General features: G+C 58.9%; 21 protein-coding genes and 1 pseudogene. 10 read left to right on the top strand and 12 right to left on the bottom strand.

What is annotated here, in order from left to right; translation table 11 throughout:
- Nucleotides 1-71 precede the first annotated feature (71 nt).
- Nucleotides 72-1,313, top strand: coding sequence for a TIGR03862 family flavoprotein (locus tag ACX3YF_RS11400; protein WP_130204882.1), 1,242 nt, complete (start codon nt 72-74; stop codon nt 1,311-1,313).
- A gap of 115 nt (nt 1,314-1,428) precedes the next feature.
- On the opposite strand, the gene ACX3YF_RS11395 is transcribed toward ACX3YF_RS11400, so the two are convergent.
- On the bottom strand, nt 1,429-2,766 hold the full coding sequence (locus ACX3YF_RS11395; RefSeq protein ID WP_130204697.1) for a DEAD/DEAH box helicase: 1,338 nt from the start codon (nt 2,764-2,766) through the stop codon (nt 1,429-1,431).
- Between the two features lie 79 nt (nt 2,767-2,845).
- Nucleotides 2,846-3,775 (bottom strand): drug/metabolite exporter YedA, encoded by a 930-nt coding sequence (yedA, locus tag ACX3YF_RS11390; RefSeq protein ID WP_288100335.1) that lies wholly within the window; start codon nt 3,773-3,775, stop codon nt 2,846-2,848.
- Between the two features lie 163 nt (nt 3,776-3,938).
- Between yedA and ACX3YF_RS11385 the strand changes: the two genes are divergently transcribed.
- Nucleotides 3,939-4,391, top strand: a complete 453-nt coding sequence (locus tag ACX3YF_RS11385; protein WP_007990688.1) for an Lrp/AsnC family transcriptional regulator — start codon at nt 3,939-3,941, stop codon at nt 4,389-4,391.
- Nucleotides 4,392-4,506: 115 nt separating this feature from the next.
- Here the strand turns inward: ACX3YF_RS11385 and ACX3YF_RS11380 are convergent, their stop codons facing one another.
- From ACX3YF_RS11380 to ACX3YF_RS11365, 4 genes are all read right to left on the bottom strand, one after another.
- Nucleotides 4,507-5,001, bottom strand: a complete 495-nt coding sequence (locus ACX3YF_RS11380) for a BRO-N domain-containing protein (RefSeq protein WP_130204693.1) — start codon at nt 4,999-5,001, stop codon at nt 4,507-4,509.
- A gap of 450 nt (nt 5,002-5,451) precedes the next feature.
- Entirely contained in the window at nt 5,452-6,063 is a 612-nt protein-coding gene (locus ACX3YF_RS11375) for a 3'-5' exonuclease (RefSeq protein ID WP_130204691.1), read from the bottom strand.
- Nucleotides 6,064-6,085: 22 nt separating this feature from the next.
- Complete coding sequence (locus ACX3YF_RS11370; RefSeq protein ID WP_047533625.1) at nt 6,086-6,565, bottom strand: NYN domain-containing protein; 480 nt, start codon at nt 6,563-6,565, stop codon at nt 6,086-6,088.
- A gap of 184 nt (nt 6,566-6,749) precedes the next feature.
- Complete coding sequence (locus tag ACX3YF_RS11365; RefSeq protein ID WP_130204689.1) at nt 6,750-7,535, bottom strand: DUF2076 domain-containing protein; 786 nt, start codon at nt 7,533-7,535, stop codon at nt 6,750-6,752.
- Between the two features lie 178 nt (nt 7,536-7,713).
- Here ACX3YF_RS11365 and ACX3YF_RS11360 point away from each other — a divergent pair, with 178 nt between their 5' ends.
- Together ACX3YF_RS11360 and ACX3YF_RS11355 are read left to right on the top strand one after the other, a co-directional pair.
- Entirely contained in the window at nt 7,714-8,388 is a 675-nt protein-coding gene (locus tag ACX3YF_RS11360) for a YciC family protein (RefSeq protein WP_130204687.1), read from the top strand.
- Between the two features lie 69 nt (nt 8,389-8,457).
- Nucleotides 8,458-9,537 carry an endonuclease/exonuclease/phosphatase family protein gene (locus ACX3YF_RS11355; protein WP_130204685.1) on the top strand — a complete coding sequence of 360 codons (1,080 nt, stop codon included), beginning with the start codon at nt 8,458-8,460 and terminating at the stop codon, nt 9,535-9,537.
- A 63-nt stretch (nt 9,538-9,600) separates the two neighbouring features.
- Here the strand turns inward: ACX3YF_RS11355 and ACX3YF_RS11350 are convergent, their stop codons facing one another.
- From ACX3YF_RS11350 to ACX3YF_RS11330, 5 genes are all read right to left on the bottom strand, one after another.
- On the bottom strand, nt 9,601-10,437 hold the full coding sequence (locus tag ACX3YF_RS11350; RefSeq protein ID WP_047533636.1) for an ABC transporter ATP-binding protein: 837 nt from the start codon (nt 10,435-10,437) through the stop codon (nt 9,601-9,603).
- Entirely contained in the window at nt 10,425-11,228 is an 804-nt protein-coding gene (locus tag ACX3YF_RS11345; RefSeq protein WP_047533639.1) for an ABC transporter permease, read from the bottom strand. Before ACX3YF_RS11345 ends, ACX3YF_RS11350 begins: the two co-directional genes overlap by 13 nt.
- 9 nt (nt 11,229-11,237) lie before the next feature.
- Nucleotides 11,238-12,224 carry an ABC transporter substrate-binding protein gene (locus tag ACX3YF_RS11340; protein WP_047533642.1) on the bottom strand — a complete coding sequence of 329 codons (987 nt, stop codon included), beginning with the start codon at nt 12,222-12,224 and terminating at the stop codon, nt 11,238-11,240.
- 397 nt (nt 12,225-12,621) lie between these two features.
- Nucleotides 12,622-13,992 carry an aspartate aminotransferase family protein gene (locus ACX3YF_RS11335; RefSeq protein ID WP_090325426.1) on the bottom strand — a complete coding sequence of 457 codons (1,371 nt, stop codon included), beginning with the start codon at nt 13,990-13,992 and terminating at the stop codon, nt 12,622-12,624.
- Between the two features lie 21 nt (nt 13,993-14,013).
- Entirely contained in the window at nt 14,014-15,504 is a 1,491-nt protein-coding gene (locus ACX3YF_RS11330) for an aldehyde dehydrogenase (protein ID WP_130204681.1), read from the bottom strand.
- A gap of 225 nt (nt 15,505-15,729) precedes the next feature.
- Between ACX3YF_RS11330 and ACX3YF_RS11325 the strand changes: the two genes are divergently transcribed.
- Entirely contained in the window at nt 15,730-16,659 is a 930-nt protein-coding gene (locus tag ACX3YF_RS11325; RefSeq protein ID WP_130204679.1) for a LysR substrate-binding domain-containing protein, read from the top strand.
- A 125-nt stretch (nt 16,660-16,784) separates the two neighbouring features.
- Here the strand turns inward: ACX3YF_RS11325 and hrpB are convergent.
- Nucleotides 16,785-18,932: pseudogene (hrpB, locus tag ACX3YF_RS11320) on the bottom strand (ATP-dependent helicase HrpB); the annotation flags it as partial.
- Between the two features lie 65 nt (nt 18,933-18,997).
- On the opposite strand from hrpB, the gene ACX3YF_RS11315 reads away from it, so the two are divergent.
- The 5 genes from ACX3YF_RS11315 to ACX3YF_RS11295 are packed head-to-tail and all read left to right on the top strand — an operon-like array spanning nt 18,998 to nt 25,498.
- Nucleotides 18,998-21,109 carry a hypothetical protein gene (locus tag ACX3YF_RS11315; RefSeq protein ID WP_458973781.1) on the top strand — a complete coding sequence of 704 codons (2,112 nt, stop codon included), beginning with the start codon at nt 18,998-19,000 and terminating at the stop codon, nt 21,107-21,109.
- Complete coding sequence (locus ACX3YF_RS11310; RefSeq protein WP_458973780.1) at nt 21,109-21,348, top strand: hypothetical protein; 240 nt, start codon at nt 21,109-21,111, stop codon at nt 21,346-21,348. The genes ACX3YF_RS11315 and ACX3YF_RS11310 overlap by 1 nt, the downstream gene beginning before the upstream one ends.
- Nucleotides 21,332-23,434, top strand: a complete 2,103-nt coding sequence (locus tag ACX3YF_RS11305; protein ID WP_458973779.1) for an integrase — start codon at nt 21,332-21,334, stop codon at nt 23,432-23,434. The genes ACX3YF_RS11310 and ACX3YF_RS11305 overlap by 17 nt, the downstream gene beginning before the upstream one ends.
- Nucleotides 23,431-24,057 (top strand): hypothetical protein, encoded by a 627-nt coding sequence (locus ACX3YF_RS11300; RefSeq protein WP_458973778.1) that lies wholly within the window; start codon nt 23,431-23,433, stop codon nt 24,055-24,057. The genes ACX3YF_RS11305 and ACX3YF_RS11300 overlap by 4 nt, the downstream gene beginning before the upstream one ends.
- Nucleotides 24,035-25,498, top strand: coding sequence for a tyrosine-type recombinase/integrase (locus ACX3YF_RS11295; RefSeq protein WP_458973777.1), 1,464 nt, complete (start codon nt 24,035-24,037; stop codon nt 25,496-25,498). The genes ACX3YF_RS11300 and ACX3YF_RS11295 overlap by 23 nt, the downstream gene beginning before the upstream one ends.
- Nucleotides 25,499-25,642: the final 144 nt, after the last annotated feature.

Here is a 25,642-nt window from a genome sequence, read left to right as displayed (position 1 = left end):
GCAAGCTCGCTCCTACAGAAGGCGAGGCTGGTAGAATGCCCGCCCTATCCCGCCAGACCGCAGCGCAGCCCATGACCCGACCCTCGACACCCTCCACCTCTCACGTCGCCATCATCGGTGGCGGTCCCGCCGGCCTGATGGCGGCTGAAGTGTTGAGCCAGGCCGGGATCAAGGTCGATCTGTACGACGGCATGCCTTCGGTCGGGCGCAAATTCCTCCTGGCCGGCGTCGGCGGCATGAACATCACCCACTCCGAAGCCTACCCGGCGTTCCTTTCACGCTATGCCGAACGGGCACCGCAGATCGCCCCGCTGCTGCGCGGCTTCGGCGCCGAAGCCCTGTGCCAGTGGATTCAGGACCTGGGCATCGACACTTTCGTCGGCAGCTCGGGCCGGGTCTTTCCGACCGACATGAAAGCCGCGCCGCTGCTCCGTGCCTGGCTCAAGCGCCTGCGTGACAGCGGCGTCGTTATCCACACCCGCCATCGCTGGGTCGGCTGGAATGAAAACGGCGGTTTGCGCATCGACAGCCCCGAAGGCGAAAAAACCGTTCAGGCCGACGCCACCCTGCTGGCGCTCGGTGGCGGCAGTTGGGCGCGCCTGGGCTCGGACGGCGCCTGGATGCGGCCACTGGAGCAACGCGGTGTAGGACTGGCACCGCTGCAACCGAGTAATTGTGGCTTCGAGGTGCAGGCCTGGAGCGAATTGATGGTCAGCAAATTCGCCGGCAGCCCGCTGAAAAACATCGCCATCGGCCTCAACGACGACGTGCCGCGCCTCGGCGAATGCGTGATAACCGCCACCGGCATCGAAGGCAGCCTGATCTACGCCCTGTCGGCACCGATCCGCGAAGCGATCAACCGGCACGGCTCGGCGACTATTCATATCGACCTTCTGCCCGGCCGGCCTGTGGATAAAGTGCAGTCGGCACTGAGCAAGCCGCGTGGCTCACGCTCGATGGCCAAACACCTGCACAGTCAGTTGGGCATCGATGGGGTGAAAGCCGCGCTGCTGCGAGAGCTGACCTCTGCCGAAACCTTCACGGACATGGCGTTGCTGGCCCAGGCGATCAAGGCATTGCCACTGACACTCGTGAAGACCCGGCCATTGGACGAAGCCATCAGCAGTGCGGGCGGAGTGTTGTTTGAAGCGATGGATGAACGCTTGATGCTCAAGCAATTGCCCGGGGTTTTCTGCGCAGGGGAAATGCTGGACTGGGAAGCGCCGACCGGCGGCTATCTGCTGACCGCGTGTTTCGCCAGTGGGCGGGCGGCGGGAGCGGGCATTGTGGATTGGTTGAAACACAGGCGTTGAGACCGAGGCGCGCCCATCGCGAGCAGGCTCGCTGCCACATTGGATCTGTGTTGTTCACAAATGCCCTGTGGGAGCGAGCCTGCTCGCGATAGCGATTTGGCCGGCGCCGTAACTACTAAGGCTTACGCTTGCGCGGCCCGGTATTGAACACCGGCACCTTGCGCACAGGCTTGACCGAAGGTTCCGCTGGCGCGACTTCCCCACTATCAACCCACTTGCCCAGGTTGCGCTTGCCGCCACCACCCGACGTTTTCGGCTTCTTAGGCTTTTTCGGTTTCTTGATCACCTGGCCGCTGGCATCGGTGTCCGGCACCCGGTGCTCAGGCTCGAAGTCCGGTTCGTTCTGACGCTTCAAGGTCTGGCGGGTGAGCATCTCGATGGCCGAGAGCAGGTTCACTTCATCGGCACACACCAGGGAAATCGCCTCGCCGGTCGAGCCCGCGCGGCCGGTACGGCCGATGCGGTGGATGTAGTCCTCAGCGACGATCGGCAAGTCGAAATTGACCACCAGCGGCAAGTCTTCGATATCCAGACCACGGGCCGCAACGTCGGTGGCGACCAGGATCTGCACTTCACTGAGCTTGAAACGGTCCAGCGCACGCTGACGGGTCGCCTGGGGTTTGTCGCCGTGGATGCCGTCGGCATTGATGCCCAGGCCCTGCAGCTTCTCGACCAACGCATCCACGCCATTACGGGTCTTGGCGAACACCAGCACTTGCTTCCACTTGCCCTTGCGCATCAAGTGCACGAACAGCTCGGGCTTGCGCTTCTTGTCCACCGTCACCACCCATTGCTTGACGGTGTTGGCGGCCACATTGCGCGGGCTGACTTCGATGGTCAGCGGGTCGTTGAGCATTTGCCCGGCCAGCAGGCGGATGTCGTCGGAGAAGGTCGCGGAGAACAGCAGCGTCTGACGTTTCTTCGGCAATGCGCGGTAAATGTTCGCCAGTTCTTCGGAGAAGCCCAGGTCGAGCATACGGTCGGCTTCGTCCAGCACCAGGGTTTGCAGCTGGTTGAACTTCAGCGCGTTCTGGCGGAACAGGTCGAGCAAACGGCCCGGGGTCGCCACCAGCAGATCGACACCGCTGCGCAGCTTCATCATTTGCGGGTTGATGCTGACCCCGCCGTACACTGCGTAGGTGCGCAACGGCAGGTTCTCGGCGTACTGGCGCACGGCTTCGTGAACTTGCTCGGCCAGTTCGCGGGTCGGCACCAGGATCAACGCGCGTACCGAGTTGGCAGTGACTTTCGGCCCTTCCATGGCCAGCAATTGCAGGAGCGGCAGCGCGAAACCGGCGGTCTTGCCGGTGCCGGTCTGGGCGGCGGCCATCAGGTCGCGACCGGCCAGCACCGCCGGGATGGCTTGCGCCTGAACCGGCGTCGGAGTCTGGTAGCCAAGCGTCTCGAGGGAGCGCAGCAAGGGTTCGATCAGGCCAAGGGAGGCGAAAGTCATGGGAGTACCGTAGGAAAATTCAGCGCGGGTTGTGCAAAACAAGTGTGCAAAACAAATGTGCAATGGCGCGCAGTTTACCCTAATTCACACGGGATTCTGTCGGCACTGCCTTCACCACCGGCTGCGGTGGCGAACGGCGCCACTGCGGCAGACTGATCAACAGCACGGCACTGATGATCACCAGCATTGCCAGCCCTTCTTCGATACCGATGGTCTCGCCGACGAACACGATCCCCAGCAACACCGCCACCGCCGGGTTGACGTAGGCATAACTGGTGGCCGCCGCCGGGCGCACGTGTTTCAACAGATACATGTAGGCATTGAAGGCAATGATCGAACCGAACACGGTCAGGTACGCCAGCGCGGCCCAGCCCTCGATCGGTGGCATCTGTTCCAGGTGTTCACCGCTCACGGCACTGCCGATCAGCAACACCACCCCGCCGACCAGCATTTCCACGGCACTGGCCATGGCGCCCTGAGGCAATGGCAAGTGTTTGCTCCACACCGAACCGAAGGCCCAGGTCGCCGCGGCAAAGATCAACAACGCGGCGCCCAAGGGGCTCGATTGCAGGTTGGAACCCAGGTTGAGCATGGCAATACCGATCAGCCCGAGGACAATCCCGGCCCATTCGAGACGGGTATTACGCGCGCCCCACAAGTAGCCACAAAGCAAGGTGAACAACGGCACCGTCGCCACCGCCAATGCAGCGACACCTGAGGCCACGCCCGTGTGCTCAGCCACGCTGACCGCGCCGTTGCCGCACGCCAGCAACAACACACCGATGATGCCGGCGGCTTTCCATTGCGCCCAGGTCGGTGCCGGCGCCCCGCGCCAGCGCAGGAAGGCATACATCAAGCTCCCGGCAATGACGAAGCGAATCCCGGCCAGCAACAGCGGCGGCCAATACTCCACGCCGATGCGGATCACCAGGTAGGTCGAGCCCCAAATCACATACAAGGCGAAGAAGGCGGCGATCAGCGGTAAGGGAAAACGACGTAGGCCAGGCATGGGGGGCAGCTCACAGGCAAGACAAGTGAGCCGCTATTCTAAAAAGGCTGACAGCGAAAAATAAGCTACAAAACCTTTTTAAAGCGCCGGTACACTTTTCAAAACACGGAGTTCAGCGCTATATACCGTTGTTTCGAAAGTCAGCCCTTTTCAGGAGTCGCCCGTGGATAAATATGACCGAATGCTGCTCAGCGCCCTGCTGGAAAACGGACGCGCGTCCTACGCCGACCTGGCGCGCAAGGTCAACCTGTCCGCCCCGGCCGTGGCCGAACGCGTGGCCAAGCTCGAAGCCAGTGGTGTCATCACCGGTTACCAGGCGAAAGTCGACATGGCCAAGCTGGGCCTGCCGATCCAGTGCGTGATCGAACTGCGCCTGAACCAGCACGGCAACCAGAAAGCCTACGACGACCTGATCAAAATCCCACAGTTGACTGAATGCCACCGGGTGACGGGCGATCCCTGCGTGATCATGCAAGCGGCGGTGGGTTCGATGCCGGAGCTGGAAGAGCTGATCAACCGGATCGCCACGTTCGGCTTCAGCAAGACGTCGATTGTGTTGTCGAGCGCCATCGAAAAGCGCGTGCCGTTGGGGCACATCGAGGGCAATGGAAAATGAACAACCTGCTCGCGATGGTCGCCAACGATGTCGCGGGGAACCTGACACCCCGCGTTGTTCTCGGGCTCATCGTCGGAACGCCGCCCGGAGCCGGCTCGCTCCTACGAGGAATACATCACATGCCGCTGTAACCGGCTGACAACAATCCCGGCATATCCCGCAGGCGAATCCACGGTTCTTTACGCCATTGCAGCAGCCTCAGCGTCCCACCCGTCCACTCCATCAAACGCAGACGGGGAGCTTGATAGGAAACCGCTCCAGCCTCTTCGCGCAACATCGGGATTACGTGGTGGGTCAACCAACGCCGCAAATGCCGATTTTCCGGGCAGTAGTGATAGACCAGCATCGCGTACACGCCGGACTCGCTGAGCATCAGGGTTTCTTGCAACCCGTCGCGGCCAGACAAAACCATCATCCGCCGCTGATCCGCGTCGAGCTTGAGCGTTTGTCTGCCATTGATGTCCACCCCCATCAACCGGCCGATGTCCCGGGCAGAGAACCACGGCTCGGCATGCAGCAACAGCGCTCGCAACTGGATGTGATGACGGATGAAGGTTTGGGGGGTGAAGTGATCGGAGGATTCAGGGGGGTTGGGGGTCACTTTGAACATGGCGAGTCTCCTTGAAAGTCGGAGCTGCCAGCATCACTTGCAGTTGATGGGTGGCAGCTATGCGCGGGTCTGCAAGACCGAGTAGGAGGCAACCCCGGCAGACCCGAAGGTCTCCCGCACACAGCTACCATAAATCGACGGACGCTAATTTACAGCGACGCGATTATAGGTGCGTATGTTGTTTCCTCACAAACAACGGGCTTGCAGTCCCGGTCGCTGAGTTTGCAGCGACACCGAAAGGTTAGAGACGCGGGGTTGGGGGAGCAAGACAGACATTCCCTAAGTTTCGGTAGGATCAATCGCCGAATCGGAGACATCGTTAAACACAATCCCTGTAGGAGCGAGCCTGCTCGCGATGAACCCGAGAACAACGCGGGGTGTCAGGTTTCCCTCTATATCGTTGGCGACCATCGCGAGCAGGCTCGCTCCTACAGGGGATCTGCGGTGTGGTCAGAAGCCGCGATAGCGCTTGAGGTGTTCGCCCACCTTTGCCGCCGGCACTTTCTGCAACTTGCACAGCAGGTCGTGGGACAACTCGCGCACGCCGTGTGTCTGGCGCAGCTCTTCGGCCAGGTGTGCCGTGAGGTTGGCGGCCATTTCCGCGTCGGCCATGGCCCGGTGGGCCTTGCCGGTGTGGGGCAGGTTGGCGAAGGTGGTGAGGGTGCCGAGTTTGTGGTTGGGCGCGGCGGGCATCAGGCGGCGGGCCAACAGCAGCGAACAGGCAAAATTCTGCAAGCGCGTGCGTTTGATGCGCCCGAGCTCGAAGTCCCAGAACTTCTGGTCGAACGCGGCGTTATGCGCCAGTAACGGCGTGGTGCCGACGAATTCGTTGACCTCGTTCATCACCTGCTCGGCCGATGGTGCGGTGCGCAGCATGGCGTTGCTGATGCCGGTGAGTTGTTCGATGAAGGCCGGGACACGCACGCCGGCATTCATCAGGCTCTGGTAACGCTCGACGATGCGCCCCTGTTCAAGGATCACCACGGCAATTTCCGTGGCCCGGCAGCTGCTGCTCGGGGAGATCCCGGTGGTTTCAAAGTCGATGACTGCGATGCGTTCCAAACCTGTTTCAACTCCGTAAAAATCAATTCTTGAGCAGCAAGGCGCCTTCGATCGGCACGTAGCGGCTGGCCGCGCGGATCAGCGAATTGGCGGTCAGGCCCGGCACGCCGTAGGCCACCGCCTGCACGCCGTGCTTGCTGATGATGCGCTCGAGCAGCATGTCGAAATCACCGTCGCCGGAGGCCAGCACCACTTCGTCGACATGGTCGGCGGCGTCCATGATGTCGAGGGTGATGCCCACGTCCCAGTCGCCCTTGGCCGAACCGTCGCTGCGCTGGATGAAAGGCTTGAGCTTCACGGTGAACCCGAGATTGCGCAGGATCTGCTGGAACTGCTGCTGTTTGCTGTCGCCACGATCGATGGCGTAGGCATAAGCCTCGACAATCTGCCCCTGCTTGCTGATTTCAGCCCACAGCGCGGCGTAATTGAAGTGACAACCGTAAGCCTGACGCACGGTGTAGTAGAGGTTCTGGACATCGGCGAACACTGCGATTTTTTTCACCGCACATCCCCTTGGGTGCAGGCAGGATCAGGCACCAGGCCCGAAAAGTCGCCCAGTATGCCAGCCTGAAGGAGTATTCCGCGAATAATCGGCCCGAGGCATCCGGGCGCCCCGGACGAATGGCACCTGTGGAATGACCACCTGTGGCGAGCGAGCTCGCCACAGGTCAGGTGCTACAGAAGGGTCAGACGAAGGAGTCGTCGTCGCCGCCAAAGAACGATGAGCTGTCATCGCTGTAGTCGGCGTCGGCAAAGCCGCCCCGGTCGTTACCGTAGGAATCGTTACCGGCCATGCGCTGATCATCGCCCCAGCCATTGTTGCCCTGGTCGCTGACCTGGGCCGGCTCTTCCTTGATGACTTCAACGATTTCCTGCGGTTGCTGATTGTTATGGAACAGGCTGCTGATGCCTTGCGCCAGCATTACACCACCTGCGACGCCCGCGGCGGTTTTCAGCGCGCCACCGAGGAAACTGCTGCCGGCCGCTGCCGGAGCCTGCTGCTGCGGCGCATAGCCCTGCTGTGGATAGCTCTGTTGCGGGGCACCGTAGTTTTGCTGTGGCGGCTGGCCACCGAACGACGAACGCCCTGGCTCACGCCAGCCGCCACCGCTCGATACCGGTGCACTTTGGCTCGGCGCCGGCTGCGGATCACGGGCGCTGCCGCCAAAGATGCTCGACAGAAAGCCGCCACTGCTCGGCGCCGGCGCCGCTGTCTGCGCCTTGGCCTGTTGCAGTTCGGCCTGCAATTGCTGGACTTGTGCCGTCAGTTGCTTGTTCTGCTCGTCGAGGCTCTTGATCGCCGCCTCTTGCACCAGAATCGCCTGGGTCATGAAATAACCCGCCGCGGGTTGGCGAGTCAGGTGTTCCTTGATCCGCGCCTCGGCCTGGGCGTCGCGCGGGGCTGAGTTCGTTTCGGCCTGTTGCAGCCGGGAAAACAGTCCATCGATCAGGGTTTGTTCTTCGCTGTTCATGGCGACCTCTTAGATTGCCGGGAAAATCGTTGCCTGTATCCACCGAGGATAAGGTGCCTGACCTTAATGGAGGCTGAAACAAGTTGTTTCAATGACCTTTACCGAACGTTTACGTTTGTGCCCTTGTGCACATCATCGGTTAAAGTGGACCACTGCTTTCAACCTGCGATACCGACTGATGAATCCGTTCGACGTACTGCGTGACTCCCTGTATTTCTTCAAACGCAATCTGGGCCAGATTGTGCAGCTGTGCCTGCCACTGGTGATCCTCGAGGCCCTGCTGCAACAAGTGGTCGACCACTCGACCGAACCCGACAGCTTTCCCGGCATCAGCGTGATCGTCGGCTTGCTGGTCTATCCGCTGTACACCGCCGCGCTGATTCTGTTTCTCGATGCCCGCAGCCGTGGGGAATCGCCCCGTAACCGCGATCTGCTGACAAGGTCCGCCTACCTGTGGCCACGCTTTGCCTTGCTGACCGCCCTCAATACCTTGCTGATACTGCTCGGCCTGTCGCTGTATTTCCTGCCGGGCATCTGGCTGATGGTGACCCTGGCCTTCGGCGAGTACCTGCTGGTGCTGCGAGGCCTGAGCCCGCTGGCGGCGATGAAGGAAAGCCTGCGCCTGACCCGCGGGCATTTCATGCGCATCCTGGTGTGCATTCTGTGCGTGATGGGGCCGTTGTGGGTGCTCAAGGGCGCGACGCTGGCGGTGTATCCCGACCCGCAGAACCCGGTGATCTCGCTGTTGATCGACAGCGCCCACAGCTTCCTTCAACTGTTCACCAGCGTGGTGCTGTTCCGCCTGTTCATGCTGATCGGCGATACGCCGGAAAAAATCGAGGGACCACGCTGACCGTGGGCGATGGCTCGTCACTGGCGTATGCTCGAGGTCAATTTTCGTAACGCGATAATAAGCCGAGCCATGACCCAACCATTGCGCTACGCCCTGCTGGGACTGTTGATTGTGATCGGCCTGGCAGGCGCGATGGTCTACAGCCTGACCTGGCGCCCCGACGTCAGGGAGGTGCTGGCGGTCAGTTGCAGTACTCAGCCCCCCACCCTGGCACCTGGCCAGGCGTTGAAGGTGATGACCTGGAACGTCCAGTACCTGGCGGGCAAGCGCTACGTGTTCTGGGATGACCAGGCGGCCGGCACCGATGAAGCCCCCACCGCCGATGACATGGCCTTCAGCCTCGATGAAGTGGCGCGGGTGATTCGTGACGAACAACCGGACATCGTGCTGTTGCAGGAACTCGATGACGGCGCCAAGGCCAGCGGCTACCAGAATCAGCTCAAGCTCTTGCAGGAGCGGGTCGCCGACCTCTACCCATGCAGTGCCCACGCGTTCGACTGGAAAGCCGACTTCATCCCTGATCCGCACATTTTCGGCAGCGTTGGCCGGCAACTGGCGACCTTGAGCCGCTACGAGATCGAACACGCCGAGCGCCTGCAACTGCCGGTGTCACAGGGCAACCTGATCAGCCGTCAGTTCAAGCCGAAAAACGCCTTGCTGGTCACCTACCTGCCGTTGAGCGACGGCGGCCAGATGGCGGTCCTCAACACCCATCTGGACCGTGCGACCCAACCCGACGAAACCCTGCAAGCGCAGATCTCGGCCGTGGCCAAGGTCCTCGACAAATTCGAAAGCCATGGCACGCCGTGGCTGATCGGCGGCGACTTCAATCTCCTGCCGCTGGGCCAATACCAGCGCCTGCCCAGCGAGCAACGCACGCCCTATTCCGCCGACAGCGCCTTGCATGTGCTGTGGGACAAATACCCGATGATCCCCACCAACAACGAGGCCAGTGGCATCGACCGCGCGCGCTGGCTGACGCACTACCCGAACGATACGAACGTGAGCGGCCCGGACCGGACTGTCGACTACCTGTTTTACAGCCCGCGCATCAAACGGGTCGAAGCGAGGGTGCGACAGGACGATACGCTGCGCATCTCCGATCACTTGCCGGTGATCGCCCGGTTCCTGCTGCCGGCGGCGCCGTAACGCCAGACTCCAGGCCAACACCGACCTTGTGGGAGCGAGCTTGCTCCCACAAAGGAATGTGCATCAATGCACCTCTTCCAGGTCGTCATGCAGCAAGCCGAAAATCTTGCGTTTCATGTCAATGAACGAGTGTTCCATGACCATGTCCAGCGTGCGTGGGCGCTCGATCGGCACGTCGAGAATCTGCTTGATCCGCCCCGGCCGCGCGCCCATCACATAGACCCGGTCACCGAGCAGAATCGCTTCGTCGATGTCATGGGTGACGAACAACACGGTTTTCTTGCTGTGGCCCCAGACCCGCAACAACAACTGCTGCATTTGCAGGCGCGTCTGGCTGTCGAGGGCACCGAAGGGTTCGTCCATCAGCAGGATCTGCGGGTCGTTGGCCAGCGCGCGAGCGATCGCCACACGCTGCATCATGCCGCCGGACAGCTGCTTGGCGTAGTTGTCGGCGAAGTTGCTCAAGCCGACTTCGTTGACGTAGTAGTCGACAATGTCCTTGCGTTGCGCCGCCGGCATGCCACGCCGCTTGAGTCCGAACTCGACGTTCTGGCGCACGGTCAGCCACGGGAACAGCGTGTAGCTCTGGAACACCATGCCGCGATCCGCACCGGGCCCCTGCACTTGCTGGCCCCCGACATAAATCTCGCCCGAAGTGGGTTCGTTGAGGCCGGCGGTGAGGTACAGCAGGCTCGACTTGCCGCACCCCGAAGGGCCGACCAGCACGGCGAATTGCTGGTCCGGCACGTCGAACGACACCTCTTCCAGCGCGGTAAACGTGCCGCCATCGGGTTTCTTGTAACGCAGGCTGACCTTGTCCACTTGCAGTCGTGGCGCGGCCTGGACCGCAGTGGCCTGGGGGGTGGCGAATCGATGATTGGCAGCGGTTACTGAGCCCATGCGGTGATCCTCAGACGTAGGAAGCGGAACAGTTGATCGGTCGCGAGGCCCAGCAGGCCGATGATCGCGATGGCCAGGAAAATCACATCCACTTGAAAGCCGCGCATGGCTTTGAGGCTCAGGTAACCCAGGCCACTGGAGGCCGCGACCAGTTCGGCGACGACCAGGTAAGTCCAGGCCCAGCCCATGGTCACGCGCAGGGTGTCGAGCACGCCCGGCAACGACGCCGGGGCAATCACGTGCAGCACCGCGTCACGACGGTTCGAGCCCAGGGTGTAGGAGGCGTTGATCAGGTCCTTGGAGATGCCCTTGGACACATCCGCGATCATCACCAGTTGCTGGAAGAACACGCCGAAGATAATCACCGACACCCGCTGCTCCAGACCGATGCCGATCCACAGGATGAACAGCGGCACGAAGGACGTGACCGGCAGGTAGCGGATGAAGTTGACCATCGGCTCGAGGAACGCCTGGACGATGCGGAAACTGCCCATCAGCAACCCCAGCGGCACGGCGACCAGGGACGACACAATAAAACCGACCATCACCACTTCGACGCTGGCCCAGACATGCTGGCCGAGCGTGCCGTCGCGACCCAGGCGCACGGCGGCCTCGACCACGGCGCCCGGTGTCGGCAGGAACATGCCCGGCACCACGCCGCCGTAGGACAAGCCGGCCCAGAGGCCGACCAACAAGACCCAGGCCAGGCCGCTCGCACTCCAGATCACCGACACCGGCAGGCCGGTCTTGGGCGTGATGCAGCGGCTCAGCCATGAATTGCGCTTGAACATGCAAACCTCCTAGAGCGGACTGACGAAACGGTTGTCGATCAGGTCGTCATTGCTGACGTTGTAAGGCTTGCCCTGCAACTCGCTGGCGGTCTCGTTGGCCAGTTTGATCAGCGGCTCGCTGTCACCCGGCTTGCCCGGCGAGCCGAGCAGTTTTTCGCTCATGGCCTGATCGTAGAAACGCACGCCTTTTGCGGCCGCCGCCAGCTCCTTCGGATCGGCAAGGTAGCCGCCGACGCCCTTGGCCATGATGGTGTAGGCCTGCTCCGGGTGGTCCTTGGTGTACTGCACCGCTTTGTACAGACCGGCCACCAGGGCCTTGACGTCTTCCGGTTGTTTTTCGATGACGGTGCAGTTGAGTGCCACCACGTCGACGATCACGCCCGGCGTGCTGCTGCTGTCGATCAGCACCTTGCCCTGTTGCTTGTCGCGGACCATCGACAGGTGCGGTTCCCAGGTCACGGCGGCGGGCACGCGACCGGCGATGAAGGCGGTGGCGGCGTCGTCAGCAGTCATGTTCTGCACGGTGATGTCGCTCATGGTCATGCCATGTTTTTTCAGCAGGTAAGACAACCAGAACTGCGAGGTCGAGCCTTCGTTGACCGCCACGGACTTGCCCTTGAGCTCCTGCAGGCTCTTGACGTCCTTGCCCACCAGCACGCCGTCGCCACCATGGCTGTCATCCAGCGCGGCCACCGCCTTGAAGCAGAATTGCGGACGGTATTTCAGCACTTCGTCGATGGTCGAAGCCGAGCCCGACAACTCGCCCGACGCTTGCGCCGCCATGTACATCGAAGCCTCTTCGACGACGGGCAGTTCCACGGTCAAACCGTTTTCCTTGAAGTAGCCCAGGTCCTGGGCCAGGTAGAGGGTGCCGTAACCGACCCAGGTGGTGTGACCGATGGACAGGGTGCCGGCCTGGGCGCTGGTGGCGACCGTCGCGGCGATGGCGGTGACCGCCAGTGGATAAGTAACGCGGGTAAGCAAGGACTTGATCATAGGGCACTCCCAAAGCTGTTGATTTAGTTTTGATGGGCAGTACGGCCAGCGGCCCTGAACATCAGCTGCCACCGGCGATCTCTGACGGACCTTTGGTTGGGCAGCATGGGGCTGACTGGCGAAGTCGATGTTGGCCCAAGGCAGGGCTCAGGAAAATGAGGAAATATGTCGATGGGAACGATGAAAAAACTGGGTAGCGTGCGCGGAAAAAGGGCGGGGTCAGCGAGGGTGCACAGGGTGGGTGCAAGAAATGAAAAGTGTATTGAATGGGCCAATGCAATCGCGAGCAGGCTCGCTCCCACAGGGATTAGTTGTCGACACCATTACCGGGGTCGACACAATCCCGATGTGGGAGCGAGCCTGCTCGCGATAAGGTCCGCAGGACCTTCAGGCGGTGTTAGAGCCGGCCGTATTCCTGCGCCGTACGATCGACTGCTTTCAGGGTCTTGCCCACCAGCTCGTCAATCTCTTCACGACTGGCAATCAACGCCGGCGCCATGATCATCCGCCCCAGCGTCGAACGAATGATCACCCCTTCTTCAAAACCAATCGTGCGGCAGCGCCAGGCGATGTCGTTCTCATTGGCAAAGCGTTTACGGCTGGTCTTGTCTTCGGCCAGTTGCAGTGCCGCCACCATGCCCGTGCCCTGGATATCGCCCACCAGCGGGTGATTGCCGAACACCTCGCGCAGGCACTGTTGCAGGTACGGGCCGATGTCATCCTTGACTCGCGTCACCACCCCTTCATCGCGCAATGCCTTGAGGTTGGCGATCGCCACCGCCGCCGCCACCGGGTGCCCGGAATAGGTCAGGCCGTGGGCGAACACACCGCCCTGCTCCACCAGCACCTGGGCCATTTTCTTCGACAGGACCAACCCACCCATCGGGATGTAGCCCGAGGTCAGGCCCTTGGCGATGGACAGGGTGTCCGGCTCGAAACCGAAGTACTCGTGGGCGAACCATTCGCCGGTACGACCGAAGCCGCCAATCACTTCGTCGGCGCACAGCAGCACGTCGTACTTGCGGCAGATGCGCTGGATTTCCGGCCAGTAGCTTTCCGGCGGGAAGATCATGCCGCCCGCGCCCTGGAACGGCTCGGCGATGAAGCCGGCGACCTTGTCCGCGCCGAGTTCGAGAATCTTCGCCTCCAGTTGCTGCGCCGCGCGCAGACCGAATTCGGCCGGCGTCAGGTTGCCTTCGTGGGCGAAGAAATACGGCTCGTCGATGTGCTCGATGTCGGGGATCATGCCGCCCATTTCGTGCATGAACTTCATGCCACCGAGCGCCGTCGCGGCCAGGGTCGAACCGTGGTAGCCGTTCCAGCGGCCGATCATGATTTTCTTCTCGGGCTTGCCGAGCACCTGCCAATAACGCCGCACCGTGCGGATCAACACTTCGTTGGCTTCGGAGCCGGAGTTGGTGTAGATCGCGTGGCTGTAGTGACCCGGCAACAGGCTGAACAACAGCTCGGAAAGCTCGATCACCTGCGGGTGAGTGGTGTGGAAAAACATGTTGTAGTACGGCAGCTGCTCCAGCTGCTGGCTCGCCGCCAACGCCAGGTCCTTGCGCCCGTAACCGAGGTTGGTGCACCACAGCCCGGACATGCCGTCGAGGTAACGCCGACCGTCGTTGTCCCACAGGTGCAGGCGTTCGCCACGGACCATCACCCGAGGCCCTTCATCGTTGAGTGCCTTTTGATCGACGAATGCGTGGATGTGGTGCGCGGCGTCGGCGGCCTGGTAGTCGCGGGTTTCACGTGGGGTGGTCATCGCCAGTTCTCCGTTTTGTTATCAGCGCAATTGAAACCAGGTGGTCTTCAACTGGGTGTATTTATCGAATGAGTGCAGCGACAGGTCACGGCCAAAACCGGACTGTTTGCCACCGCCGAAAGGCACGGTCACGTCCAGCGCATCGACGCTGTTGACCGACACGGTACCGGCTCGCAATTGTCGCGCCACGCGGTGGGCGCGATTGAGGTCATCGGTCCACAGCGACGACGCCAGACCGTAGACGCTGTCGTTGGCCAGTTGCAAGGCGTGGGCCTCGTCATCGAACGCCGTGACCGCCAGCACCGGGCCGAACACCTCATCGCGAAACAGCGGCATGTCCCGGCTCACGCCGGTAAAAATGGTCGGCTGGATGAAGTTATCGGAGCCATTGAAGATCGACTGCCGGCCGCCACAGACGCGGGTCGCGCCCTGCCGCTCGGCCTGCTGGATAAACGTCATGATGCGTGCCGTCTGGCGGCTGTCGACGATGGCACCGGCAGCGCTCGACGGGTCCAGGGGATTGCCCGGCTGCCAGCACTCGGCCTGGGCCTTGAGGCGCTCGACGAATTCATCGTGAATCGAGCGCTGCACCAGCAACCGCGAGTTGGCGGAACAGACTTCACCCTGATTGAAGAAGATGCCGAACGCCGCCTTCTGCGCCGCCAGATCCAGGTCCTGACAGTCGGCGAACACCAGGTTCGCACTCTTGCCGCCGCACTCCAGCCACACCTGTTTCAGGTTCGATTGCGCCGAGTACTGCATGAAGTATTTACCGACCTCGGTGGAGCCGGTGAACACCAGGCAATCGACATCCGGGTGCAGACCGAGGGCTTTACCGGTCTGCTCGCCAAGCCCCGGAAGCACATTGAGGACACCGGCCGGCAGTCCGGCTTCGAGCGCCAGCTCGGCCAGGCGCAGCGCGGAAAACGGCGATTGCTCGGCCGGCTTGAGGATCACCGAGTTGCCCGCCGCCAGGGCTGGCGCAAGTTTCCACGCGGCCATGTCCAGCGGAAAGTTCCAGGGCACCACGGCCGCGACCACGCCCAACGCTTCGCGGGTGATGGTCGCCAGCACGTTCTGTGCGCTGGGGGCGACCTGATCGTAGAGTTTGTCGAGGCTCTCGGCGTACCAGCGGAACACCCCGGCGGCGCCCGGCACGTCAATGTTGTAGGCGTCCATGACGGGTTTGCCCATGTTCAGCGAGTCGAGCAGCGCCAGTTCTTCGCGATGGGCCAGAATCAGATCCGCCAGGCGCAACAGCACCTGCTTGCGCTCGCTCGGCGAACGCGCCGCCCAGGTGCCGGCTTCGAACACCTGCCGCGCGTTGCGCACCGCAGCATCGACGTCCTCCTCACCGCAAGCTGCCACGTTGGCCAGGCACTGGCCAGTGGCGGGGTTGATGGCGGCGAATGTCTGTCCCGACTGCGCCGCACGGGATTTACCGTCGATCACGGCCTGGTCGGGTAGCCGCAGCGCAGCGGCCTTGTTTTGCCAATATGCAAGCTCGAACACGTTCAGATGCTCCAAGGGCTTTTCTTGTGCATGGATGGTGGCCCAGGCCCGTGTCGAGGAAAAATAGTAAAAATGTCTTCGCAGACGATGAAAAAACTGGGTAGCCAATCTCCCTGGTTGCGCCGCTTGTGGTTATTGTTCAAACGCGACAAAAACTTCGCCTGAAGGGATACGGGCGGTGCGTAAATTGCTTGGATGCCTTACCCGTCCGTCCCGAGGTTTGTCGTGGCCGCCTACAACCTGCGTCAATTGAAGTACTTCATTACCACCGTCGATTGCGGCAGCGTCGCCGAGGCTTCGCGCAAGTTGTACATCGCCCAACCGGCGATCTCCACGGCGATCAAAGGCCTGGAGGACAGCTTCGGCGTGCAACTGCTGATCCGCCATCACGCCCAGGGCGTCTCCCTGACGCCCAGCGGCGGGCGCTTCTACCGCAAGGCCCAGGAGCTGCTGCGCATGGCCAAGGAGTTCGAACAGAACGCTCTGGCCGACAACGACGTGGTGGCCGGGCAAATCGATATCGGCTGTTTCGAAACCGTCGCACCGCTGTATCTGCCAAAGCTGATTGCGGGGTTTTCGGCACTGTACCCGGGGGTGAAAATCCGGATCCGCGACGGTGAGCAGCAGGAGTTGGTGCAAGGCCTGACCTCGGGCACCTTCGACCTGGCGATCCTCTATGAACACGACCTGGACGCCACCATCCAGACCGAACCGCTGATGCCGGCGCAGCGCCCTTATGCCTTGCTGCCGGCGGATCATCGCTTTGCCCAGTTGAAGCAAGTGTCGCTGCGCGACCTGTGCCTGGAGCCGATGATTCTGCTGGATGTACAGCCGAGCCGGACCTACTTCGTCAGCCTGTTCGAGGAACTGGGCCTGACGCCGCACATTGCCTTCAGCTCACCGTCGATCGAGATGGTGCGCGGAATGGTCGGACAAGGGTTTGGCTTCTCGATCCTGGTCACGCGACCGCATTCGGAGTGCACCTATGACGGGCAGAAAGTGGTGTGCGTGGACATTATCGAAGACGTCACGGGGTCAGGACTGGTGGCGGCGTGGTTGAAACGCGGCCAATTGACCAAACCGGCACAGCTGTTTGCCGATTATTGTCGCGAGCAGCTCACCGAAAAATCCGAAAAAACACATCCGACCCTGTAGGCGCCGGCTTGCCGGCGAAGGGTTTGGAACCTGTGGTGTTTTGCAGGACGCCTTCGCTGGCAAGCCAGCTCCCACAAGTTCCGTGGTGGTTCGGCGGACGCCATCTGTAGCAGCCGGGCCAGCGCCTACTTGCGCGGCTTGATCCGCGCGGTCGCCTCGGCCACCAGCGGATCATCCGGCCAGTAGTGTTTCGGGTAGCGCCCCTTCAAGTCCTTCTTCACTTCGGCGTAGGTGCTGCGCCAGAAGTTCGCCAGGTCCTGGGTCACCTGCACCGGTCGCCGCGCCGGGGACAATAGATGCAGCTTGACCACCTGCCGGCCACCGGCGATGCGCGGGGTCTCGGCCAGGCCAAACAGCTCTTGCAGACGCACCGCCAGAATCGGCGGTTGTTCGCTGTAATCCAGACGGATCGACGAGCCCGACGGCACGCTCAAATGATGCGGCGCCAGCTCGTCGAGCCGTTGCGGCAACGGCCAGGGCAGCAGGTTATGAACGATACTCGACAGGTCCAGATTGGCGAAGTGACTGAGCCGCGAGACCTTGCCCAGATACGGCATCAGCCAGTGCTCCAGGCTTTTGAGCAACGCGGCGTCGCTGACATCCGGCCACTCGCTCTCGCCCTTGCCCGCCAGATCCAACTGGCGCAACAAGGCGACCCGCGCCTGCCACTGACGCAGTTCCGGCGTCCACGGCAGCAGTTCCAGCCCCTTGCGGCGGACCAGATTGACCAGCGCCTGGCTGCGGGCGGTTTCATCGAGGCCGGTCAGCGGTTCGCGGCTGAGGATCAGTTCCCCGACCTTGCGCTGACGCTCGGCGCGCAACACGCCTTCGCGTTCGTCCCAATCCAGTTGGTCGACCACGCGCACCTGTTCGGCCAGCACCGAGTCGAACAGTGCCGGATCGAAATCCGTCGCCAGATAAATCCGTTCTTCACGCTGGCCCTGACGACTGCCAAGGTCAGCGATCACCAGCCAGGGTTGCTTCATCAGGCTGTCCGCTTCGGCGAACAGGGCTGCACGGCCGTTGGCCAGGCGATACTCGGCGCCACCCGCGCGGCGCTGCTGGGCGACGCGATCGGGATAGGCCAGTGCCAGCAGCGCACCGAGCCAGCGCGGGTGATCCGGGTCACTGACTGGCGCCGTTGCCTTGCCGCGCAGATAGCCCCGATATTGCCGCGCCAGTTGCCGCGCCCGCTGCACCCCGCCCTGGGCACCGCGAGCGGCGCGCGCTTCGCCGGACAACAGCACCAGTCGGCTGTGCAGATCCGCGCCGGCACCGCGCAAGATATCGCGCTCGCCGAGCAGTGCTGCGACATCGCAGGCCATGTCTGCCAAACCCAGGGCCTGGCCGCGCAACAGCAAATGGGCGATGCGCGGATGGGCCGGCAACTCGGCCATGGCCTGACCGTGACGGGTCAGCGTTTCGCCATCCAGTGCGCCCAAACGCTCGAGCAGGTCCTGCGCCTGAGCGTACGCGGCGGCGGGCGGCACATCGAGCCAGACCAGTTGCCCCGGCGTCACGCCCCAGCGGCCGAGTTGCAAGGCCAGACCGGCGAGATCCGCCGAGAGAATTTCCGCACTGCCGTAGGCCGCCAGCTGTTCATGCTGATCCTGCGACCACAGGCGATAACACACGCCGGGCTCCAGTCGCCCGGCGCGACCCGCCCGCTGGGTAGCGCTGGCCTTGGAGATACGCTGGGTGTCGAGGCGAGTCATGCCGCTGCCAGGGTCGAAACGCGGTACCCGCGCCAACCCGGCATCGATCACCACGCGCACGCCATCGATGGTCAGGCTGGTCTCGGCGATGTTGGTGGCCAGCACCACTTTGCGTTGGCCCGCCGGTGCCGGATCGATCGCCGCCCGCTGCGCGGCCAGGTCCAGTTCGCCGTGCAACGGGCAGAGCAACACCTGAGGGTTATCGCCCAGCGCATCGGCCAGCTGTTGATGCACGCGTCGAATTTCAGCCTGCCCCGGCAGGAACACCAGCACGCTGCCGGTTTCATCGTTCAAGGCTTCGAGAATGGTCTGCACCAGCCGTGGCTCGATGAATTCACCCGCCTGGAACGGCCGCCCCCAGCGCATCGCCACCGGGTACATGCGCCCTTCGCTGCGCAGGATCGGCGCATCGTTCAGCAGCCCGGCCAGGCGTTCGCCCTCCAGGGTCGCGGACATCAGCAGGATTTTCAGCGGTTGATCGTCGCGAAACAGCTCCCGGCCATTGAGGCTCAGGGCCAACGCCAGGTCGGCGTCGAGGCTGCGTTCGGGCTTTTTGTCATTTACACATACTTGTCAAATTCGTCAGAATATAGATAGCGCGGGCCTTACAGATGAGCAACTGCATGACCAAAAATCTGACAATTCTCAAAGGATCGCTGGCTTTGGCGAACTACCCGTTCACCACCCTGCCCGAAGATGTTCAAGACCTTATGCACCGCTGCTATGAGCCAATCGCGCTCGCCGGCATGGGGCAGCTGACTAAGATATTCGACGCCTACTGCAACATGACCCGCGCCCCCATCACCTACCTCAGCCTCTCGTCACCAAGCTTCGAACGCACCGTCCGAGGATTCCTGGGATCCCTGTACGACCCCAACTTCATCGACGTAGCTCGCGGCCTGCGTAACAGCTACGCTCGCGAATTCGTACGGATGTTGCGTGAAATGGCCAAAGTGATTCCACTTCTCCACACCTTCGAAGACCGAGGTGGCCGAGATGGCTGGCCGAAGTTCAACGTGAAGTATTGGGTTGCTATCAAGGATAATCTTGACCCTCACGCCGTCAGGTTCTGGAACGGCTGGCCATTAGAGTATGGCTCTGAAAAAACCGCATATTTGTCTCTAGCCGGCGTATGGATTACTCATGGGCCTGAATTCGCAGAAGAGGTCTACAAATGCATGTCTCAGCACTTCATAAAAATGAAGCGACCAAGGAGCACTGATCTCAATGCATTTTTAAACTTTATCTCCGAGCGTGCTGAAGACTGGCCAGTCGAAACCTTCCAGAACCCAATCCAAATCAAGCACGCCTTCTTGGAGTATATGCGCTATTACTTCATAGATCAGCTTGAAAAAGAAAACGACCTAGCCACAGCCACTAAGACCTACGCCGAATTTATCAACTTGATCAACACCACACTGCTTGCTTCTGGAATCTGGGTTAAGCCTTTTGCCGGTACCCTACCTAAACCGAAAGTTCAAACCGTCGCAGGTATCGACACCAACAAAAAGAAGAACGCGAAGGGTGAAGTAATCAAAGTCAAGCTGATTACCGAGATCCCTTATCAAGTTACGGACACGCAAGCGATCGAGTTTCTTTTCAAAACTATAAAAACTGACAACACCGTTCTTTACCGCTGGGCAAATTCCAAAGCATGGAAAACATCCAATGCACAAAAGGCGCGAAATAAACTAGCAAGTACTGGCAACCCCAAAAAAATCATTTATCCAACTAACGCTCAAACTGAGGATATCAATCCCGATGATGTTTGCGCCGCTGTCAAGGCCCATGGCTTGGGCTACGTCAATAAAGAATTCCCGAAGCGCTTCGGCAAACATACCACCAAGGAGTGGATAAACAGCTTCCTGCAGTTGCCTTCAGCTAACGACCTGTACCCATTTAAACTCCTGCTAGTGCATGAATACCCCTGCATTACACAGTCATTCCTGGATAACTTTGAGCTGTACAACAAGAACGGAGATTTGACGGGATTCATCAAACTGGATGGCTACTATCAACTTACCGGGTACAAAGATCGAAAAGGCGCAAATCTCAGCGAGATGAAAATCCAGCTGAGGCCACGCGACGCCGTCAGAGTCAGGCAGCTCATCCGATGCACCCAGCCGCTGCGAGACTACCTCCGCGCTGAGGGTGACGACGCGTGGCGCTTTCTCTTCATACATTGCTCGCGCGGCCTGACGTATCCAACTAAGATGCAGCCTATACACTGGAACCCTGGAACGCTTGAGACTCGTTATCAGCACCTGGCCGACGAGTTCGCTGAATTCCTCGACTTGCCCGAGAAGCAAATCGAAGAATATATCTGCAGGATCTCTATCACGTCTCTTAGAGCCACCCGAGCAGTGTTGCTGTACATAGAGAATAACAGCTTGACCGAGACGGCCAAAGCGTTGGGCCACGCCAACGTCTCCCCCGATCTTTTGAGCAGCTACCTCCCCGAGCCGATCCTGGCGTTCTTTCAGACCAGGTGGATCAGGGCGTTCCAGCGCGGCATCATCTGCCATGCAATGAAAGACAGCAAATACCTGCTGCAGGTGTCGAATTTCCAAAAGATGGAGGAGCTCCATCAATTTCTCGAAAACAACACTCTCAAGGATATTCCTGAAGCCATGCGAAATCCTGAGGGTTATCGCAATGCCCGAAGCAATCCTCCCCCCCAAAAAAAAGTAATAAGCAAGCCAATACAGCAAACAACGACAGCGCTGACAGAGTGATGATCTCGGTCGACGTCGGAATCCTCACGGCCCTGCTGTCGCTTGAGGAAGCGGTCAGGAGATCGAAGCGCCAAGACGAAATCTGCGCAAAAGCTATGTATTGGGCCAAATTGACGAACTTGCTGGTCAGCGAGATCACCGAGGGTTACGAATTCGATCTCCAGGAATATCTGGCCACCGCCCGAACCCAGATTGACGCCAGCCTAATGGAAAGCCTGATTTATGCTACTGCCGCCTGAACTCGAATTCCTCGCCCCTCTGCTTCGTTCTCCGCGAGAGGAGTACCGGACAGCGCCTTGGCTTCTCAGCGACTTTGATGCGCAGAAGTGGGAGTATTCATTTGGGTATAAGAAGAGTCCAAAAGTTCTCGACTGGGACATCAAGCTCTCAGACGGCAGTTCGCTGCTTGACCCGAAGAACTATGAGCTTTACCAAGGGTTCAAGTACTTCCTGACGTCGAGTACGCGCAGTGACTCAGACTTGGGCGCGTCTAACGAACTCGAGGGCCAACAGGCTAAGCAATTCAGGCGCGCTTGCCATATCATCGACTTCCTTTTGTTGAACGATGAGCAGTACAAGCTTTCCACCTACGGCCTGGGGGGGCTGACGGCAGGCAACCTCATCGAAATGCTAGAGACTATTTCTCAAACGCCATCAACTGCTGAATCGATATACAACTGGACGCAGACTCTGCAAGACTTCTGCTACAGCATCCTGAAAGACACCAGTGAGATGCAAATTCTGAGTGTATTCAGAGAGCGCCCGCAGCTCCTAGTAATCACGAACGAGCAAAAGGATGAAGACGAGCTGGGCATTCCTCACGATCTCATTCCACCTATCCGAGCTGCCTTGTTCATTCGTGGACTGTACGGCACACCGCAAGTGGACTATGGCCACCAGCCAAACACAATCAGGCTTTCGGGAATGCTATACCCCCAGATTTTGTGGGGTAAGAACCAGTTCAAACCTGTGCACGCGATTCTTGGGTTCAACGATGACACGAGCATGTTCACTCGAGAGTTCCCAGGTATCCCTACCAACACGGCCGTACTCGAAAGGATGCGTGACCAGACGTATATTGGCTATCGAGCATCAGTCTATAACCTCGGGACACTGCATGAAATCGGCGTAGCTGGGCCTGCGATTTCCGCTCTGAGGGAAGCAGATAGCTTTACTCCTGAGCTCGGAACCAAAGGGCGCTTCCGAACGGTACCGTCAGATATAGTGTTCACTTCATTGCGCAACGCTATCGAGCTTCATATCGAACACGGGGCGGAGATCATTAAAGGCTTCTGCCGGATCGCGATTGAGTGCCAAAAAAGAGGTGTAAACCCTTCCACGCTTTCCGAAGCGGAGGTGAAAAAAATTGTTGGCCAGTACTTGGTCAACCTCGGAGTTTCACGTTTGTCTCTAAGTGCAAGGATCATCGATACAAAAACGCTGCGCGAGTCTATAAAAGGCGAAAAGTCCGAGTACTATACCAATCTACGGTCAAACGTAGGTTTGTACGACTTGCTTGCGGTTTATGTCGGGGCGATCCAACTGACCATCGGGATCTTGATGGCAAGACGTATTAGCGAGATTTATTCTTTGAAAGCTGACTCTTGCTTAGATGACGCTGGTGAATGGCTCCTTTTCGGTAACGGCAAAAGTACTAGACACCTATTCGGCATGCGCCGTTCCGAGGCCCGCCCTATCGAGCCGATTGCTACGGACATGATTAAAATCCTTATCAAGATGCAGAAAGTCTTACTAAAAATCGGCTACATTAAGTCTTACAAGACTCTTTTTGCGTTACCACAAATGCGCGGCACCCGCGACTTCATTGAATCGAGTTCCAACGCTTATAATCGCAACCTTGACATGTTCTGTGACTATTTCCAGACCTCTCTGAATGACCAAGGTCAACGGTGGTACCTGCGTCAGCACCAGATGCGTCGATTCTTCGCGATGCTCTTCTTCTATTGCGGGAGTTTTTCCAGCCTTGACACCTTGAGATGGATGCTCGGCCACGCGAACCTACAGCATATTTATAATTATATCACTGAGAGCACGGACGGCGCTTTGCTAAACTCCGCTGCGGCTCAGTTTGCAGCAGAAAATATTCACTTGGGGAACACCGATAACTTTACTGTACTAGCTGAGATGATTAAAGAGCATTACGGTACGGACAACTTTGGGCTGATACCAAGCTCAGAGCTTGAAGACTATATCAGCGACAAGATCGAGGAAGGTATGATCGAAATTGCACCTGAGTTCTTTACCGATGCGGGTGGCGAACACATGAAAATCGTAGCAAGGCTCAAATATGGAGCGGCAGCATGACAGGTCGCCCCCCACGCAGTGAAGTAGTCAAGACTGGAGTCTTGGCACTTGAGCGTCTTTTGGCTCATGTGATCACTAAGCCGAGCGATTTCGCTGATGACATTGAGTTGAAGACCGCCATCAAAAGCCAGGCTAGTCTGGCTTCGTTGGATCGTATGGTGAGTGTTGGTGGGGAGCCTGGCGTAAACACGCTCCCTACTAGCCTAAACACACTGAAAAAATACAGCGATGAATACTTAACAGGAGGGTTCAGTACTTTGAACGCTCTCCGGGTGAAGGCTATTGAAGCGTTTGAGCGTGAAGAGCAAAAGAAAGCGAAAAGCAACAAGCGTACGAAAGCCGGACTGAACCTCAAGATCACAAATATCGAATCAGAACTGGAAATGCTGCGCCAGACAAACTATTTACTCCTTCGGGCGCTACAAGAATCAATAGGCCAGATTCAAAATATACGTGACGTAAAAGATCCACTGCTTCGTGAGAAATGGGCATCTGACGCGATTGTCTCGCTCTTGGCAATCACAAGTCTCTGTATACCCCCCTTCAACCTTACCGAGACATCACCACCAAAGAATGCATCCACTACGGTGACAGATATAAATGACTACCGTAAAAAAGATTAATGAACGGTCGACGCACAAGCTTTACAGCTTGCTGGGTAAACTCCAAACATTCAGCCACTACTCTGTGGGGCGCACCAGTCTACGAGACGCTACGAATATTCCATTCCTGAATTGGCCTAACGGATCACCGTGTATTATCGGCAACCTATACATGCTCAGCCTGTTCAACAGAAAGGGGCGAGGCAACAGGCGTGGGCTGTCTCGCTCTGGGCAAGATGGAGGCACAATGGGCGATTATGCGGCGAAGCTAAGTCAACTATTACGTCGCTGCTACCATGATCAAATAGATCCAATCATGCTGTCTGATGGTGATTTCACTGATTATATTGATGAGTTACGTAAAGAAACCTCACCGAAAAAACCTGGGGTAAAGAAGCGTACAGAGACGTCTATCTCGAATATAGGCCGAGTATGGCTGGATTTTCTAAGTTTTGTAGGGCACCTGCACGGCTACAAAGATTTTGTTGCGCCAGAGGGTAGGATACGCGCATTTGAAAAAACCTACAATGTAATAGATAACTTTGGCCTGAAAACACGACGCACCTACCTAGTGCATCATTCGTTCGGCCCACCCTCACGAAAAAAGAGAAGAGACCCGATCACAGCTGAGCAAATAGCGCTACTTAAAGATACTGCGCGAAATGCAAACTCGTCCTTATTTGTTGCAGCCAGGCGCTCATTGCTAGTTGACCTCCTTAATGACACCGGAGCACGCCGATCAGAGATAGAACAAATCACGATCGATGATATAAAGGCTGCAAAGAAACTGGAGACAAATCCAACCCTTAAACTTACCACCTTAAAACAAGGAGTAGTCAGCTATAGACAGGTACCTATCCTTCCAACTCTACTGCATTACTTAGACAACTTCATTGAGCGACAACGCAGACATGTCATGAAAAAAGTATATAAAGGAGGGAAAGATCATCGGTACTTCTTTATCGCTGAATCGACAGGACGGCCTCTAACAAGCAAAACTCTATACAACGAGATTGCAAAACTAAAAGTTCTATCAGGAATTAAAACACCGATTTTTCCCCATATGTTCCGCCACCGATTCATCACCCAGCTCTTCCTAGACCTTATCCTGACGCATCGAGTAACGAACGAAGATGAGTTTCGCCGCAATATTCTGAACACCGAGACCTTTAAAATTGAGGTAACACAGTGGACGGGTCATTTAAACGCGAATTCGATTAACGATTATTTACATTTAGCCTTGGCTGCTTCAGCTAGTTATGCCGAGACTGTAAACTTCGTTCATATGAAGCGCGCCATGGACGCCTACTTCGCACGAGAAGCTGAGCTCACTCGACGTCTGCAGGAAGGGTTGTCCGTGGAAGAGTACACAAAGGAAAAGAAACTGCTGCAGGATTTGGTTCAAAAGGACTTCGAAGTCGCCCGAACTCGGGAGGCATCTGCCAAAGCTGGACGCGGATAAGCGATCTGATATCTGTTGAGGGCGTACTTCCACCATCCCAACACACCAGACATTGCTCCCCAGGCGCGATCTTCATCCTGAAGGGCGTCGAAGTTAAGATCAGTGCAGAAATGTCCTTAAAACCGAGGTGTGTTTTGCTCTGTG

This window comes from Pseudomonas fluorescens group sp. PF-69, assembly GCF_054481235.1.
The sequence above is the reverse complement of the archived record's forward strand: the minus strand, read 5'-3'. Positions and strand labels throughout refer to the sequence as shown.

What these genes read in the sequence shown, in the direction of transcription:
- ACX3YF_RS11400 (WP_130204882.1), top strand. Translation starts at nt 72, where the DNA reads ATGACCCGACCCTCGACACCCTCCACCTCTCACGTCGCCATCATCGGT.
- ACX3YF_RS11395 (WP_130204697.1), bottom strand. Translation starts at nt 2,766, where the DNA reads ATGACTTTCGCCTCCCTTGGCCTGATCGAACCCTTGCTGCGCTCCCTC.
- yedA (WP_288100335.1), bottom strand. Translation starts at nt 3,775, where the DNA reads ATGCCTGGCCTACGTCGTTTTCCCTTACCGCTGATCGCCGCCTTCTTC.
- ACX3YF_RS11380 (WP_130204693.1), bottom strand. Translation starts at nt 5,001, where the DNA reads ATGTTCAAAGTGACCCCCAACCCCCCTGAATCCTCCGATCACTTCACC.
- ACX3YF_RS11365 (WP_130204689.1), bottom strand. Translation starts at nt 7,535, where the DNA reads ATGAACAGCGAAGAACAAACCCTGATCGATGGACTGTTTTCCCGGCTG.
- ACX3YF_RS11360 (WP_130204687.1), top strand. Translation starts at nt 7,714, where the DNA reads ATGAATCCGTTCGACGTACTGCGTGACTCCCTGTATTTCTTCAAACGC.
- ACX3YF_RS11355 (WP_130204685.1), top strand. Translation starts at nt 8,458, where the DNA reads ATGACCCAACCATTGCGCTACGCCCTGCTGGGACTGTTGATTGTGATC.
- ACX3YF_RS11350 (WP_047533636.1), bottom strand. Translation starts at nt 10,437, where the DNA reads ATGGGCTCAGTAACCGCTGCCAATCATCGATTCGCCACCCCCCAGGCC.
- ACX3YF_RS11345 (WP_047533639.1), bottom strand. Translation starts at nt 11,228, where the DNA reads ATGTTCAAGCGCAATTCATGGCTGAGCCGCTGCATCACGCCCAAGACC.
- ACX3YF_RS11340 (WP_047533642.1), bottom strand. Translation starts at nt 12,224, where the DNA reads ATGATCAAGTCCTTGCTTACCCGCGTTACTTATCCACTGGCGGTCACC.
- ACX3YF_RS11335 (WP_090325426.1), bottom strand. Translation starts at nt 13,992, where the DNA reads ATGACCACCCCACGTGAAACCCGCGACTACCAGGCCGCCGACGCCGCG.
- ACX3YF_RS11315 (WP_458973781.1), top strand. Translation starts at nt 18,998, where the DNA reads ATGACCAAAAATCTGACAATTCTCAAAGGATCGCTGGCTTTGGCGAAC.
- ACX3YF_RS11310 (WP_458973780.1), top strand. Translation starts at nt 21,109, where the DNA reads ATGATCTCGGTCGACGTCGGAATCCTCACGGCCCTGCTGTCGCTTGAG.
- ACX3YF_RS11305 (WP_458973779.1), top strand. Translation starts at nt 21,332, where the DNA reads ATGCTACTGCCGCCTGAACTCGAATTCCTCGCCCCTCTGCTTCGTTCT.
- ACX3YF_RS11300 (WP_458973778.1), top strand. Translation starts at nt 23,431, where the DNA reads ATGACAGGTCGCCCCCCACGCAGTGAAGTAGTCAAGACTGGAGTCTTG.
- ACX3YF_RS11295 (WP_458973777.1), top strand. Translation starts at nt 24,035, where the DNA reads ATGACTACCGTAAAAAAGATTAATGAACGGTCGACGCACAAGCTTTAC.